This is a genomic window from Marinagarivorans cellulosilyticus, from assembly GCF_021655555.1.
In the GTDB taxonomy this organism is placed as follows: Bacteria; Pseudomonadota; Gammaproteobacteria; order Pseudomonadales; family Cellvibrionaceae; genus Marinagarivorans; species Marinagarivorans cellulosilyticus.
Genome location: NZ_AP023086.1, coordinates 1426794 through 1441049, shown reverse-complemented (window position 1 = coordinate 1441049; position 14256 = coordinate 1426794). Strand labels below are relative to the sequence as shown.

At 47.7% G+C, this 14256-nt stretch carries 17 protein-coding genes; 7 read left to right on the top strand and 10 right to left on the bottom strand.

The window, feature by feature from the left end; all coding sequences use genetic code 11:
- Positions 1-17: 17 nt before the first annotated feature.
- A complete protein-coding gene (locus MARGE09_RS05770) occupies positions 18-1148 on the bottom strand; it encodes a GGDEF domain-containing protein (protein WP_236986398.1) in 1131 nt (376 codons plus the stop codon).
- A 154-nt stretch (positions 1149-1302) separates the two neighbouring features.
- Complete coding sequence (locus MARGE09_RS05765) at positions 1303-1836, bottom strand: chorismate--pyruvate lyase family protein (RefSeq protein ID WP_236986397.1); 534 nt, start codon at positions 1834-1836, stop codon at positions 1303-1305.
- 246 nt (positions 1837-2082) lie between these two features.
- On the opposite strand from MARGE09_RS05765, the gene MARGE09_RS05760 reads away from it, so the two are divergent.
- Entirely contained in the window at positions 2083-3360 is a 1278-nt protein-coding gene (locus MARGE09_RS05760; RefSeq protein WP_236986396.1) for an aspartate aminotransferase type Ic, read from the top strand.
- 103 nt (positions 3361-3463) lie between these two features.
- Here the strand turns inward: MARGE09_RS05760 and rpoS are convergent, their stop codons facing one another.
- The 4 genes from rpoS to MARGE09_RS05740 form a co-directional block, all read right to left on the bottom strand.
- Positions 3464-4531, bottom strand: a complete 1068-nt coding sequence (rpoS, locus tag MARGE09_RS05755; protein ID WP_236986395.1) for an RNA polymerase sigma factor RpoS — start codon at positions 4529-4531, stop codon at positions 3464-3466.
- A gap of 272 nt (positions 4532-4803) precedes the next feature.
- Positions 4804-5562, bottom strand: coding sequence for a peptidoglycan DD-metalloendopeptidase family protein (locus MARGE09_RS05750; protein WP_420828094.1), 759 nt, complete (start codon positions 5560-5562; stop codon positions 4804-4806).
- Positions 5563-5751: 189 nt separating this feature from the next.
- Positions 5752-6696: a DUF368 domain-containing protein gene (locus MARGE09_RS05745; protein WP_236986393.1), complete on the bottom strand. Its 945-nt coding sequence runs from the start codon at positions 6694-6696 to the stop codon at positions 5752-5754.
- Positions 6693-7361, bottom strand: coding sequence for a protein-L-isoaspartate(D-aspartate) O-methyltransferase (locus tag MARGE09_RS05740; protein ID WP_236986392.1), 669 nt, complete (start codon positions 7359-7361; stop codon positions 6693-6695). The genes MARGE09_RS05745 and MARGE09_RS05740 overlap by 4 nt, the downstream gene beginning before the upstream one ends.
- Before the next feature lie 145 nt (positions 7362-7506).
- On the opposite strand from MARGE09_RS05740, the gene ppa reads away from it, so the two are divergent.
- Both ppa and MARGE09_RS05730 read left to right on the top strand, forming a co-directional pair.
- Complete coding sequence (gene ppa / locus MARGE09_RS05735; protein ID WP_236986391.1) at positions 7507-8037, top strand: inorganic diphosphatase; 531 nt, start codon at positions 7507-7509, stop codon at positions 8035-8037.
- Between the two features lie 148 nt (positions 8038-8185).
- Positions 8186-8785, top strand: coding sequence for a GspH/FimT family pseudopilin (locus MARGE09_RS05730; RefSeq protein WP_236986390.1), 600 nt, complete (start codon positions 8186-8188; stop codon positions 8783-8785).
- Positions 8786-8788: 3 nt separating this feature from the next.
- On the opposite strand, the gene MARGE09_RS05725 is transcribed toward MARGE09_RS05730, so the two are convergent.
- The 3 genes from MARGE09_RS05725 to MARGE09_RS05715 all read right to left on the bottom strand — a co-directional run bounded on the left by MARGE09_RS05725 (position 8789) and on the right by MARGE09_RS05715 (position 10971).
- Positions 8789-9571, bottom strand: a complete 783-nt coding sequence (locus MARGE09_RS05725; protein ID WP_236986389.1) for a hypothetical protein — start codon at positions 9569-9571, stop codon at positions 8789-8791.
- 72 nt (positions 9572-9643) lie between these two features.
- Complete coding sequence (locus MARGE09_RS05720) at positions 9644-10285, bottom strand: HAD family hydrolase (RefSeq protein ID WP_236986388.1); 642 nt, start codon at positions 10283-10285, stop codon at positions 9644-9646.
- Entirely contained in the window at positions 10282-10971 is a 690-nt protein-coding gene (locus MARGE09_RS05715) for a M15 family metallopeptidase (protein WP_236986387.1), read from the bottom strand. Before MARGE09_RS05715 ends, MARGE09_RS05720 begins: the two co-directional genes overlap by 4 nt.
- A gap of 241 nt (positions 10972-11212) precedes the next feature.
- Here MARGE09_RS05715 and MARGE09_RS05710 point away from each other — a divergent pair, with 241 nt between their 5' ends.
- Together MARGE09_RS05710 and MARGE09_RS05705 are read left to right on the top strand one after the other, a co-directional pair.
- Positions 11213-11512 (top strand): TfoX/Sxy family protein, encoded by a 300-nt coding sequence (locus tag MARGE09_RS05710; RefSeq protein ID WP_236986386.1) that lies wholly within the window; start codon positions 11213-11215, stop codon positions 11510-11512.
- Between the two features lie 81 nt (positions 11513-11593).
- Positions 11594-11908 carry a Rieske (2Fe-2S) protein gene (locus tag MARGE09_RS05705; protein WP_236986385.1) on the top strand — a complete coding sequence of 105 codons (315 nt, stop codon included), beginning with the start codon at positions 11594-11596 and terminating at the stop codon, positions 11906-11908.
- Between the two features lie 14 nt (positions 11909-11922).
- On the opposite strand, the gene sfsA is transcribed toward MARGE09_RS05705, so the two are convergent.
- Positions 11923-12624, bottom strand: a complete 702-nt coding sequence (gene sfsA, locus MARGE09_RS05700) for a DNA/RNA nuclease SfsA (protein ID WP_236986384.1) — start codon at positions 12622-12624, stop codon at positions 11923-11925.
- A gap of 198 nt (positions 12625-12822) precedes the next feature.
- Here sfsA and dksA point away from each other — a divergent pair, with 198 nt between their 5' ends.
- Positions 12823-13260, top strand: a complete 438-nt coding sequence (dksA, locus tag MARGE09_RS05695) for an RNA polymerase-binding protein DksA (RefSeq protein WP_236986383.1) — start codon at positions 12823-12825, stop codon at positions 13258-13260.
- A 49-nt stretch (positions 13261-13309) separates the two neighbouring features.
- On the top strand, positions 13310-14173 hold the full coding sequence (gene gluQRS / locus MARGE09_RS05690) for a tRNA glutamyl-Q(34) synthetase GluQRS (protein ID WP_236986382.1): 864 nt from the start codon (positions 13310-13312) through the stop codon (positions 14171-14173).
- Positions 14174-14256: the final 83 nt, after the last annotated feature.

Sequence of the window (14256 nt, the reverse complement as noted above, 5' to 3'; positions counted from 1 at the left end):
GTTTATGTGCCACTAGATCATGTTGTTGAACCAAACAACTGCACATTATTTCGGCCAGCTTCTTTTGCCAAATACACCCCTTGGTCAGCCTGATCGATCAGTATCGTAGGGGGGTTAGCGATACTGGGCACTATAGAGCTAACGCCAATACTGGCGGTTATACTGATGCAGCGATCATCAAAACAAAACTCTTTAAGCTCAAATTGCTTGCGAATTGACTCCGCAATCCGCTGCGCCATGTCTGGTGCGGTGCGCGGGAGCAACACGGCAAATTCTTCACCGCCATAGCGCGCCACAATATCGTTACCCGACTGCACAGCGCCATTAATAATCGCCGCCGCTTGCTTAAGGCACTCATCCCCGGCCATATGGCCATAGGTATCGTTAATTTTTTTAAAGAAGTCGATATCAATAAATAGCAGGCCCAACCAAGCCCCCTCTTGCGCACCTTGCTGCCATTCCTTTTTTAAGGCCTCATCGAAATAGCGCCGATTAAAAACCTTCGTTAAGCCGTCCGTGCGGTTTTCGCGCTGCAATTCTGTATGCTGCTGCTCAAAGCTGCTCGCCTTAACAAAACCACTGCTGTACTCGCTGTGAAAACGCTGAAGAATAAGCAGAGAAAAAAACCAGTACACAACAACGACACCACCCATGGTGATATGCGCTTGACTGCTAAAACAAACGAAGACCGCAGGCAGCAACAACACCGAAACATAGCTTTGCGCCACCCAACGGCTTGGCGCAAAGTTGCTCAACGCCGCATTTGTAATGCCAGCCGTTGCCAATGTCATTGGTAAAAATAGCCGCTCAAAACTAGGCTCAAAGAAGCACAGCGTAAACAGGGCGCTCCAGATAACTGCGCTAGCAAACGCAAAAAGATAAAAAAGGAAGCGCCAACTTACCGCCGACACCCTATATAAGCGCTTTTGAACAAGCGCGAACAGGCATTGCAAACCAAAGATTCCTGCAAGCCCCACAAGGGAAATAAAGCTTATTTTAGGCATCGTTTGATTGAACCCAGACGCCCAAATAATGGCCAGCCACAACAAAGAAAAAACCGGCAACATCGGCAAACTTCGGCGATAGATATCAGTATCCGTTTGCTCTAATGTCGAAATATTCGACGGTTCGGAAGGTGACTCTGGCATAAGGCTTATGCACCACTGGCTTAACTATAAAAACAACGATTATTTGTGGGCATAGAGCATGCTGGGCAGGCAACAAGCCCCCCCCTTACCACAATACAATTCTATGTTGTAATCCTAGTTGAGAACCCAAGATCCAGCCAACAAATTACAACCATCACTGCATAGCCCGGAGATGAAAGTCTTCGCGAATACTCATTACAACCTGCCCTTGGTAATACAAACGATACGCGCGCCAAGCCATCGCAGCAGCATCGCTACACCCGACAGCAATCACTTTACGGTAAGTTTCTAGCCCCAGCTCACGTATCACACCACCAATACCCAAGTCGCCATGCTCAAGCCCTTGGCGCAAAGCTTCAGGTAAAAGCGTAGTGCGAATTAATGACAAAGCACTAACGTAATGCCGCCCACTTTGCCCCCCTATCAATGCCACCTCCCTAAGCCATACTTTTTCAGTTGCAGGCAACTGCACACCAAAACCCTCATCAATTGCGGCACGCGGCGCCTCGCCCTGCTGACATAAAGTCACATCAACCGGCTCCCAAAAATAGGCCTCAAGGGTCTTAGTAACTGTGCCATCGGTGGAGAGCAGCACTCGAATAAAAGGCGGCAACTGCAGCCAGTCAACCCCTCCCTCATCAGGCGCATAACCCGATACCTGAAACAACTCTTGTTCTTTAACTGTCACAACAAACCCCAATCACTAAATCGCAAAGCACGCACTTAAACCCACAGTAAGCGCCAATACATCTTGGTAAAACCACTAAAAACCGCATTTAAAATGGAAGAAATTTTGATAGAGCACAGGTATAATATCGCCCGTTTTGCCTGCAGCTTTAAGCGCATAGCGCGCCACGACCAACATTAAGCCTACAGCCAGAACTCTACCTTCGTTTATCCGCATTTACAGCTATATTTGCTAGAGGATCTTATTTTGCAACTTGCCAACGCCTCCCGTGAACAACTTCAACAGTGGGAACAAGCACTCAGCGCTGAGTACAACGCTATCAAAGCCGAGGGCCTAAACCTCGATTTGACGCGCGGCAAACCGTCAGCCGAACAACTCTCACTATCTGACGCCCTCGACGGCATATTGCAACACAACTACATTACCGACTCAGGCATCGACACCCGCAACTACGGTGGCCTCGAAGGCACCCCAGAAGCCCGCGCACTTGGTGAGCAACTGATGGGCGTTCCTGCAGCGCAAATTATGGCTGGCGGTAACAGCAGCCTAACGCTCATGTACCAACTCATGACAACAGCATTCTTTTTTGGCCTTGAAGGTGCAGATTCCGCCTGGAATAAAGAAGAAGGCATTAAGTTTTTATGCCCCGTACCAGGCTACGACCGCCACTTTTCTATTTGCGAACAACTAGGCATTGAAATGGTCAACATCCCCATGACCAGCAACGGCCCAGACATGGATGCCGCAGAAGCTCTAATAAAAGCAGATAGCAGTATTAAAGGTATGTGGTGCGTGCCAAAGTATTCGAACCCTACCGGGGTTGTATACAGCAAAGATGTCGTAAAACGTATCGCTAACCTCGCCAAAATAGCTGGAAAAGGCTTTCGTGTATTTTGGGATAACGCCTACGCCATACACGATCTTTCTGAAAACGCCCCTCAACTAGCCAGCATCTGGGAGGCAACTAAAGCTGCCGGCACCACTGACAGCGTATTACAGTTCGCATCAACATCTAAAATCACTCACGCTGGCGCAGGCGTAGCCTTTTTAGCCGCTAGCGACGCCAACCTAAACGGCTTCAAGAAGGTTTTAGGCATCCAAACAATTGGCCCAGATAAAATCAACCAACTGCGCCACGCCAAGTTTTTTGCTGTACCCGGCAGCCTAAACGCACACATGCAAAAACACGCCGAAATCATCAAGCCCCGCTTTGAGTCAGTACTTAAGCACCTCGAAGAAGCCTTTGGTGATAACGCGCTAGGCCAGTGGGAATCAGCCGATGGCGGATATTTCATATCCTTCGACACCCAAGAAGGCCTCGCTAAAAAGGTTGTTGCACTTGCAGGCCAAGCAGGCGTTAAGCTTACCCCCGCCGGCGCAACCTTCCCTTATGGCAAGGACCCGCAAGACAGCAACATTCGCATTGCCCCGACAGTCCCAAGCGTAGAGCAAGTCGATGCCGCCATGAAAGTGTTTGTATTATGCGTAAAGCTTGCTAGTGTACAAAAAGCTCTAGCGGCTTAAGCAACAAATACGCAACAATAAAAAAGGCGAAAACTCACGTTTTCGCCTTTTTTATTGCGCCTATCACCGCGCAACATCTAAAACCAACACTATCACCGATACGTTAAACCACTCCAAATAACGAAACCGCATTCAAGCCCTGCTTTTCAAGAATATCCCTAAGGCGCCTAAGTGCTTCAACCTGTATTTGCCGTACACGCTCACGCGTCAGGCCAATTTCACGCCCCACCTCTTCAAGAGTGCTGGATTCATGTCCGCGCAAGCCAAACCGGCGCGCCACAACTTCGCGCTGCTTTTCGCTAAGCTCATCCAACCAACCATTCAAATTCTCACTCAAATCACTGTCTTGCAACAAAGCAACAGGATCCGATACCTGAGTATCAGCCACAGTATCCACTAAAGTTTTGTCTGACGACGGCCCGATAGGTGTATCCATTGAAGCTACGCGCTCATTCAAACCCAGCATGCGCTCCACGTCCTCTACTGGCTTATCGAGCAATGTAGCGATTTCGTCTGGCGATGGCTCGTGATCCAATTTTTGCGACAACTCGCGGGCAGCACGCAAATATACATTAAGCTCTTTTACCACATGTATAGGCAGACGAATGGTGCGCGTCTGATTCATGATCGCACGTTCAATAGTTTGGCGGATCCACCAAGTCGCGTAAGTAGAGAAGCGAAAGCCGCGCTCAGGATCAAACTTCTCAACCGCGCGAATCAAACCCAAGTTGCCCTCTTCAATTAAATCGAGCAGCGCCAAACCGCGATTCACATAGCGACGCGAAATCTTTACTACAAGTCGCAAGTTACTTTCGATCATTCGCTTGCGAGCCGCCTCTTCACCCTTCAAGGCCTTACGCGCAAAATACACTTCCTCTTCAGCCGATAACAACGGCGAAAAGCCAATTTCATTCAAATAAAGCTGAGTAGCATCTAAGTTTTTTTGCTGCTCATTTTCATCGGCAGCAAAGGTGGTTTGTTCGGACTCTTTAGTATCAGCCTTGGCCTTGGCTGCAACTTTCTTAGTTTTAGCGACTATCGGCTGAGCATCTTCAGCAAGCTCTGAATCGCTCTCATCAAGCAACAGGTCATCATCGAAATCTTCTAGTGATACGACAGGTGGAATAGCAGCGCGCGTAGTGTTTTCGGAACTAAGTTGTGAAGCAACCATGTTCTCAATCCTCAGACTCATTGTTTTTCTGTGCAACCTAATCATCCAGCACCACCCTACAAAGCTTGGGCAACATAATGCGTACTATTTACATACACACCTGAAATCAGTTTTTTCGGTTACACCCCGATTAATTGCGCCAATTGACGCTCCCCCTCGTTATAATTTTTGTGGGGGTCTAAAAGGTTTTCGGCCATCAAACCTGAAACTTGAGCATCAGATTCAAAACCCTCCAACCCTAACTCAGGCTTTTAATTATTTTTATGCCTGGGTTATCGAGGCAGATACTTCACGGGGTCTACAGGCACTCCATCTCTACGAATCTCAAAGTGCAATTTAACAGTAGTTGTACCCGAGGCACCGACCTCAGCAATCTTCTGACCACGCTTCACAAGCTGCCCCTCTTTAGCAAGAAGCTGGCTATTGTGCGCATAAGCACTTAAGTATGAATTTTGATGCTTAACTATCAAAAGCTTGCCATAACCTCGCAAACCACTTCCCGCATAAACAACTTCACCGTCAGCAGCCGCACGCACAGACTCGCCTAATTTGGCTGCTATATCAATACCCTTATTTAGTCCTTTTCCCGAACGAAACAAACTAATTACCCGCCCGCTAACAGGCCAACCCCATACTAAAGGACCAGATTTGACTGACTGACTTTTGACGACTACAGGGCTTTGTGTATTTTTTACTACCCGGCTATTAACCTTGACCGGCACAGAACTAGATACCGCTTTTTTATTTTTTTTCGGCACCGCTTTGGCGCGATAGGGTTGTCGAGCAGCGACGCCTTTAAGGTGGATTTTCTGCCCAGGCAAGATGCTATAAGGTGGCCCTATACCATTGATTTTAGCTAAGTTTTTATAATCAAGATTATAGCGCCAAGCAATGGCGTATAGGGTGTCACCGCGAGCGACGACATGGGTATTAACCTTCAAAGACTGAGGTTGACCTACGCTGGAGACAGGCGCCCTATTAGGGTGACTAGAACAAGAAAAACAACAAAGTATGATTAAAATATTTAACAGAACTGACGATGTTTTTTTGACACATAAAGAAAAAATACGCTGATAATAGGCATCTGACATAATTTTTCAGTATAAATAACTATTAATAGTCGTTATAAAAACCATTTCTTTATTCCTAATAAATATTAAAAATAAGCATTTATCGGTCAAAAAAAAACAAAACCAAACCAAAGTACCAGCTTAAATTAGCTATTTTCCGAACTTGCTAGCAACAAACTCAGTCGCAAGAACCAAAATAACCCCACCCACAGCGCAAGCAATTGCTATTAGAGTATCCGGCTGGGAACCTACCACCTCAGCATAGCGTGCAGGCAAGACATTCGCACTTTGCACTACTACTGTTTCCCCGTGCCGATCAAGCATAGTCACCAAAGGCTCTTTCCATGGCCAAGTCACATTCAGAGATCCCACAAGAAACCCTATCAAAGTAGCCACCGTCACCTGATGATAAGTAGCCAACAACCAAGACAGCACTCGAGAAAAGCTCAGCAACCCACATACGGCGCCCACACCAAAAGACAGTAACAGCACCCACTCTAAATTATTCACCGCACTCAGAAATACAGGATAAAGCCCTGCAAGCAAAAGCAAGAAGCTGCCCGATATACCAGGCAATATCATTGCACAAATGGCAACAAAACCACCCAAAAACATGACCCACCAATAGCCGGGCAACTGGGCTGGCGCCGCCATAGAAATGGCCACAACAACTGCAGTCCCTGCAAACAGAGCAACAACATCTTTAAACCGCCAATGCGGCATGTGACGAGCCAACAAAACAACTGAGGCAATAATGAGCCCAAAAAAGAAAGACCACACCCAAATAGGGTGCTCGTGCAGCGCAAGCTCGATTAATGCTGCGAAGGTTTTTATGCTCAATAAAATGCCCACAAACAAGGCCACCAAAAAGCTACCATTAATGTGCTGCCAAAAAGCCTTGAAACCCTGCTGCTTCCAAAGCAGTAAAGCTGCTGGCGTACAGTTTTTTAGCGAGCCTAAAAACTCATCATAAATGCCTGTAATAAAAGCAATAGTGCCGCCCGACACGCCAGGAACGACATCTGCAGCCCCCATCGCCATGCCCTTCAATAAAATAAGTAGATACTGCTTTAATGTTCTTTTGCTGGTATTCAAGAAATAGTTCCTTTTAACAACGGTACAAAATTAGCCGACTCCACAACCGATGACGCAAAGGCCTCGCCATCGCGGCGAATAAGAGTAAGGTTTTGGGTGTCATCGCCCACGGGCATAATAAGTACACCCTTTAAGGCCAACTGTGAAGGTAGCTGTGCCGGCAAATCTGCCGCCGCAGCTGTGCCAATAATGGCATCAAAGCACCCACTGTTTGACCAACCATCGTGGCCATCGGCGTGACGATAATGAATATTGGTAAAATTTAAGCTCGCAAGTCGCGCACTGGCTTTTTGCTGCAACGGTGCAATGCGCTCTACGGTGTACACTCGCTTAAAGAGCTGAGCCAATACTGCTGTTTGATAACCAGAACCTGTGCCTATCTCAAAAACACTGTCACGCCTAGCGCATTGCTCTAGTAGTATTTCTGTCATTCTCGCGACCGTATAAGGCTGCGACAACGTCTGTTTGAAACCAATAGGCAGCGCCGTATCTTCATAAGCACGGTGAGCCAATGCCTCGTCAACAAACAAGTGGCGAGGTGTACTAGCCATCACCTTTAAGACCACTTCATTTTTTATACCTCGCTCGCGCAAGCGCTCTAAAAGGCGCTCACGCGTGCGGCGCGAGGTCATACCCACCCCTTCACGAACCAGATCGTCTAGCATCTTACCCCCCAAAAGAAATCGCGCAGAACTATAGCACAGCTTGTTTATTCGCTAGCGACCCGCGTGTCATTGCGCTTCCAGCGCAAGCACCATATGTTAGAATGCCCGCCGTTTTTGACTCCATTTCACAACTAGGAAGCTAACTATGAGCCTTAATGATGTCCCAACAGGCAAAAATGCGCCTGACGAAGTTAACGTTGTAATTGAAATTCCCCAAGGCGGCGAGCCCATCAAATATGAGCTAGACAAAGATTCTGGTGCTTTATTTGTAGATCGCATTCTAAGCACCTCTATGCGCTACCCTTGCAACTACGGCTACATCCCCAACACCTTATGCGGTGACGGCGATGCAGCAGACGTACTTGTTGTTATGGGCTCACCTTTAGTGCCAGGCTGTGTTGTTAAGTGTCGCCCTATCGGCGTATTAAAAATGACCGACGAATCAGGCGAAGATGCAAAACTGCTTGCCGTGCCAGTATCAAAAACCACCAAGCTGTACGATAAGGTAGAGTCTTACACTGATTTACCTGAAATTCAGCTCAAGCAAATTAGTCATTTCTTCGAACGCTATAAAGATTTAGAAGACGGCAAGTGGGTGAAGGTAGAGGGCTGGGAAGACGCTGCTGCAGCTAAGAAAGAAATCTTAGACGCCATTGAGCTTTACAACAAACAATAAGCCAAGCTTTTAGCTTGTGAGTTTTGGCGCCAATTTCGCCTGTAAATACTTTTTTTGCAGACTGCGGCGCCAACTTATTGGCCACATTGCCATTCCTTAGCTACGTTCCTTAATCAAGGATTCAGTAACTTATGCTAAGGAATGCATTATGAAATACGACCTACAGGGCAAATTTGCGCGCCTATCTCTCGCCTGCACACCCAACTGCCCCCTTCGCTCCAGCAAGCTCCTTTGCTGCGGAATCACACTGATTGAGTTACTCATAGCAATTAGCATTGTTGCCATTTTGGCTGCAACTGCGCTGCCCAGTATGACTTACTGGCAAGCAAAAAATGCAGCGGATACAACAACCCATATTTTATTTCAGCAATTACAGGCCGCCAGGGAGTTTGCAATAAACCAAGGTAGCGCGGTCTCGCTTTGCGGCATTAATACACACGGCAAGTGCAGCCCAAACAATATTATTGCGCTACAAATCTTCATCGACTCAAACAAGAATAAACACCAGGACAATCACGAAATGCTACTGGCACAAACAACACTGCCAAACAGAGGAGAGCTAACACTTAATGCACATACAGCAATCAGAATGAAAGCCGACGGCAGTAGTAACACACCCGCCAGCTTTATTTATTGCCCTTCGATACCAGAAGCATCATTAATTCGCAAAATAACCATTAGCTTTAGCGGGCGCAGTTACATTGCTCAAGATCCAACCACAAGCACGAGCGCCTGCTCAGGCTTTTAAGTGTTAATCCGACAACTGAATATGATCAACATTCGGCGCTTGAGGCGCTGGCCTTTTTTCGGCCTCTAGACGCGTACCAACTGGAGCAAGTTCGACATCCAACTCAGCAATAGGAGCAGGTTTCACCAACTTGCGCTCATTCTCATTGATTAAATCGACGCCTGGCGGCAACAGGTCCGCATCTAAGTCAGCAACAATAACCGGGAGGTCTGCCATCCACTCCCCTTCGTCCAATAAATTACCGCCACCATCGCGCACAGAAAGCCCAGAGGTATCAACATCCTTAGCCACAAAGCCTGCGCGCTCGCCATCCAACAACAAGTCACTACCGGCCTCGAAAACTTCAAAATCTGGCGCCGCTACCACAGCTACCGGCTCGGCTTGCTTATCACTTAGATGAGTGCCCACAGCTTCAAGTGCTAACGCTGCTTTTTGTGGCGCAGTACTCGCTGGCTCCGGTTGCACTGGCGAGCTCGCTTGACTATTTTGCTCTGACTGCAGTGCTTGTGCTTTTTCTACTTTTTCAGCCTTTACCGGCGCAGCCCCCGCGCTACCGGCTTTCACCATATCAACACGAGCACCCGCTTTTTTAATGGCCACACGGTATCGGTTGGCCGCCGCCAAATCGATATTGCGCTTAAGGACAACAGCCTTACCAGAAAACAAAGCCTCTATTTGATTGGCCGATACTTTAAAAAGCGCAGCCATATTGGCTTTTACAACAGCAACATCTTGGCGAGGCAGCACTTGCCCACTAAAAACTAAATCAAACTTTTCTGATTCCACACTGTGTAGCCCTAAAGTTGAGTGATAATTTTTTTAAAAAATAACAAAGGCATTTAAAATGCTACCTGTTAACTATAGCAGCCCTAGCTTTTGCAAAACTTGACGTACACCTAGCATTGTCGATGCCCTATAAACTCCACCAGCCAATTCAAGATCGTCAGCATTCGCTCCAAACCAACAAACGCGCATTCGCGCAGCTATAGCCGCTTGAACACCCAAAGCAGAATCTTCAATGACAAGGCAATCTTGAGGCTGCACCCCCAAATTAGATGCCGCATGCAAATAAATATCGGGCGCTGGCTTTGGTAGCGCCACCTGCTCGGCGGTGTAAATGTGGGGATCGAAATGGTGCTTTAACTGACATAATTCTAGATTATTCAGCACCGAGCGACGAACACCATTGGACGCCACAGCCTTGGGGCAACTCAACGCTTCAACCAGTAAACCCACCTCAAAAACCGGCTTTAAACGCAAAGGAATTAAGCTGTCAGTTCGGCTAAATAGCGCCTCTTTAAAAGCACTAGTAATACGAAAACCCCAGTACTTTGCAAGCCAGCGATAACAGTCGTCCATACTTCGCCCCTGAAGCTCCGTCGCCAACAGCGATGCTGGCAAGGGGCAACCAAAGTCGTTTAAAGTACTGGAAAATGCCTCGGCATACACCGGCTCGCTATCAACTAGCACACCGTCACAATCAAAAATCACCGCCTTCACTGCGAACCCTCGATAAAATAAGCGCGAATATAATCGCGATATATTGCCGAAAAGTTCTCTTCAATAATATTCACAAGTGACACATTTTCGCATTTTAACTGCGCCAGAATAGCTTGCTCGTCAAGCAGCCGTTCATAGCGAATGGCTAAAGGTTTATAGCTTATATGCCAAGGCTCGCAAGCGATGGCGCCGGCACGAAGGTATGGCCGAACAAAGGCAGACTGCCCAGCTAAATACTCGCTGAGCCAGTCATAAAAAGCTGAGAATACCGTTTGAGTTTCTACAATCGTCAAAGCCAAAGTTTGACCCTTTTTAAGGGCACTGGCGTCATAGATATCAAAATCAGTTCCCCAGTGGTGGCGCGAGCCACCAGGCAAAGCAGACCAATGCAAAATAGCCTTAAGCAAATCCGCTGAATCCAATGCTTCAATATTAAGTGGATTTTCCTTTTCGTCCAAGACTGGGCGATCCCCGCTGACCTTTGCATTCCAAATAGCACGCTGGCGATCAAAAGAGCGATAGCCACTGGCCACCGCCAAATCGAACCCTTCTTTTTGCGCGGCTTGCCGCATTGCAGCTAACGGCCCAACGAGCTCGCGATGAATTTTAAAAGTCGCCTTATCGCCTAAATCGACATCTACGACATGCTGATCATCCAAGCCTAGTGCTTGCTTACGATTGAACACTCACATTCCTCATTTTGGCGCGCCATACAATTGTGGAATAACCAAGAGCCGCTAGTATGTCCAACACAATGCACCACGCATATTTTATGCGCGCATTGATTGGGAACTAAGCAACATTTTTCATCACTTTCACGGTAAAAAACCAAAAGCTGTGCTAAACCTTTAATCGTTGTCTAAAAACGTACAGGACTCTTAGCTTTATTTGTGAGAGCCATAATAATAATTTACTAGGATTCAGACTATGACAGCCTCTGCTTCTCAAAAAGACCAAGACTTACTCGAACTTCGCAATCTTGGTATGGCCTCGGTTAATATTTTACGCGCTATTGGCATCAATACTTATCAAGACCTAGCCCAAGTTGGCGCGGTAGAAGCCTATCGTCGCATAAAAGCACGCGGCATTCATGTCTCTAAAGTGATGCTTTATGCATTGCAAGGCGCATTAATGGATGTCCATTGGAACGACCTGTCACCATCGCTTAAAGCCCAACTTGTAGCCGAAGCGGAAAGCCCAGCGGTTTCAGCTGTCGAAGCTCAATAGCACGCACCCGCTTACACGCACTGCACAAACATACGCCTTTAGATTATCCTAAGCCGCTAATACGGCTAAAGGCACACTTTTATGCGAATGCTTTGCACCCGCGACGACCTCCGCAGGCACCCTACTTTTGGTGTGACCGTTGATGGCGAGCAGTATTTAGTACTGGAATATGACAACCAAATAAAAGCGTATCGCAACTGCTGCCCGCACCTGCACATTCCCTTAGAGTGGGAAGAGCATGCTTTTTTGGATAAAGACAGCCACTTAATTCGGTGCTCGACCCACGGTGCCTTATTTATGCCCGACAATGGCGAATGCGTCAGCGGCCCCTGCGCTGGCGATAAACTTCAAGCCGTCGCCACTCGCGAATCTAACAATACCATTTACCTCCTCTAGCCCTAGGCATGTCATTAAGCATTCACCTTTAGCTTCTTGGTGATTGTAATTTCACTGGGGCTAATGCTAGCACCATAAGCAATCACCTCTACACCCGAGGCAATAGCATCACTCATTAACTGCGCATATACAGGATCAATATGTGCAGCAGCTGACACCGAATCAATACCGCTATGCAATACACAAAAAAGCAATACAGCACGTTGCCCCTGCGCAGCTACAGCCATCAACTCACGCAAATGCTTTTGCCCGCGAGTGCTTACTGCATCGGGGAAACAGCCTTGCCCATCATCAAGCAAGGTTACACTTTTGACTTCAACAAAGCAGGCGGGCAGCGAATCGCCAGATAGCAAAAAATCCACGCGGCTGCCCTCGCCATATTTAACCTCGGGCCGCACATCGGCATAGCCAGCCAACTCGGGAATTACCCCTTGCGCCAGCGCTTCGCCAATGACTTTGTTAGCAACATGGGTATTTACGCAAGCAATGTGCCCAGTAGGCGTTGTTGCCAATTGCCAGGTATATGCGTATTTACGCTTGGGGTTATCGCTATACAGCAACCAGCAGTCGCTGCCTTCCACAACACAGTTTTTCATGCTGCCGGTATTAGGGCAGTGCACGGTAATTTCTTGACCATCAGGTAAAATTACATCAGCCAAAAACCGTTTATAACGACGCACCAGACGCGCCTTTTGTAAATTTGGCGTAAAAATCATCGAATATCCTCACGAGTAAGCCCAATGACTAGCGCGTTTTTTAGGAATCTGTTAGCTTTGCTCGCTTGGCCCGAGGCACTTTCGAAAGCTCAACAGCTTGAATTTACGAAGAGTGCCCCAACTCTGAGGCCAATGCCACTTTTTGAGCGGTAAAACAAACGGATAGTTTTTGGTTTTTAGAGATAAGAGGCCGCAATAATGCCCGATTCACAAGCAACTCATTTCGCCCTTCACGGGTTCCAGCCTTATCAGGAAGCTGATGGCGAAGAGTACATGAATGACGCCCAGCGAGAGCATTTTAAAAATTTGCTTTTAGCTTGGAAAAAAGAGCTTATGGAAGAAGTTGATCGCACCGTAAGCCATATGAAAGATGAAGCCGCAAACTTTCCAGACCCAGCTGATCGCGCCAGCCAGGAAGAAGAGTTTAGCTTAGAGCTACGCACCCGTGACCGCGAGCGCAAACTGATTAAAAAAATCGATAAGACCATAGAGCTTATTGATGCGGATGATTACGGCTACTGTGAAGCCTGTGGTGTTGAAGTGGGCATTCGCCGCTTGGAAGCGCGTCCAACAGCAACGCAATGCGTAGACTGTAAAACACTCGCCGAAATCAAAGAGAAACAAGTCGGCGGCTAACACCATTAAAGCGGGGCCTAATAACCCCGCTCCACGTTAGCAGCACGCTGTGTCTCCATCTTCTTACAAAGGGCGCTTTGCCCCTTCCCCGTCAGGCCCGCTACACCTCGGCTCTCTCGCTTGCGCACTTGCAAGTTATTTTGACGCCAAGGCAAACGCGGGGCTATGGCTGGTTCGCATGGAAGATATCGACCCCCCCAGAGAACCCGCCGGCGCAGCCAAATCTATTGTTGAATGCCTGCAAGCGCACCAGCTTTATTGGGATGGCGATATCACCTACCAAAGCCAGCGCAGCCAAGCCTATACCCACGCCTTACAACAGCTCGAAAAAAATAGACTTACCTACCTTTGTCAATGCACCCGCAAGCGACTGCGAACGCTAGAGGGTAACTATGATGGCCACTGCCGAACCCTGCAGCATACCGAAGGCGCACTTAGACTAAACATACTGGCCTGCCAACAGCTAGGGCACAAGGTTAACGTCGCGTTTCACGATCGCATTTGTGGCTCGCAGCATCAAAACCTTTTAGCGTCTGGCGATTTTGTGGTGCACAGAAAGGATGGGTTATTTGCTTACCAGCTAGCCGTAATCGTCGATGATATTGCACAGGGCATCAACCACATTGTGCGCGGCAGTGATTTGCTGGATGTCACATTCAACCAGTTGCTGCTATTTGACATCTTTGATTACAGCGCCCCAAAATTTTGCCATATCCCTGTCCTGCTAGACGAAAGAGGCTACAAGCTAAGCAAACAACACGGAGCCCCCGGCGTAAACCTGCAAACACCAAAAGAGAATATCCTGCAAGCTCTGCTGCATATGGGCTTTGAGCCACCCAAGCATTTGTCAATCCAACAGCTGCTAACATGGGGAACAGAGCAGTGGCAGCAAGCCCACCCACTGCAAAAATAATCGCGCATTCGTTACAACACACCACAAAAGCGCCAAAGTGAATTGCGACGGCTCTACAACTTGAGTAAAATTTACTCACATCC

Excerpts from the sequence above, each read along its gene's own strand:
- MARGE09_RS05710 (WP_236986386.1), top strand. The coding sequence starts at position 11,213 with ATGACAGCCTCTGCTTCTCAAAAAGACCAAGACTTACTCGAACTTCGC.
- MARGE09_RS05705 (WP_236986385.1), top strand. The coding sequence starts at position 11,594 with ATGCGAATGCTTTGCACCCGCGACGACCTCCGCAGGCACCCTACTTTT.
- sfsA (WP_236986384.1), bottom strand. The coding sequence starts at position 12,624 with ATGATTTTTACGCCAAATTTACAAAAGGCGCGTCTGGTGCGTCGTTAT.
- dksA (WP_236986383.1), top strand. The coding sequence starts at position 12,823 with ATGCCCGATTCACAAGCAACTCATTTCGCCCTTCACGGGTTCCAGCCT.
- MARGE09_RS05740 (WP_236986392.1), bottom strand. The coding sequence starts at position 7,361 with ATGCTAGACGATCTGGTTCGTGAAGGGGTGGGTATGACCTCGCGCCGC.
- rpoS (WP_236986395.1), bottom strand. The coding sequence starts at position 4,531 with ATGGTTGCTTCACAACTTAGTTCCGAAAACACTACGCGCGCTGCTATT.
- ppa (WP_236986391.1), top strand. The coding sequence starts at position 7,507 with ATGAGCCTTAATGATGTCCCAACAGGCAAAAATGCGCCTGACGAAGTT.
- MARGE09_RS05730 (WP_236986390.1), top strand. The coding sequence starts at position 8,186 with ATGAAATACGACCTACAGGGCAAATTTGCGCGCCTATCTCTCGCCTGC.
- MARGE09_RS05770 (WP_236986398.1), bottom strand. The coding sequence starts at position 1,148 with ATGCCAGAGTCACCTTCCGAACCGTCGAATATTTCGACATTAGAGCAA.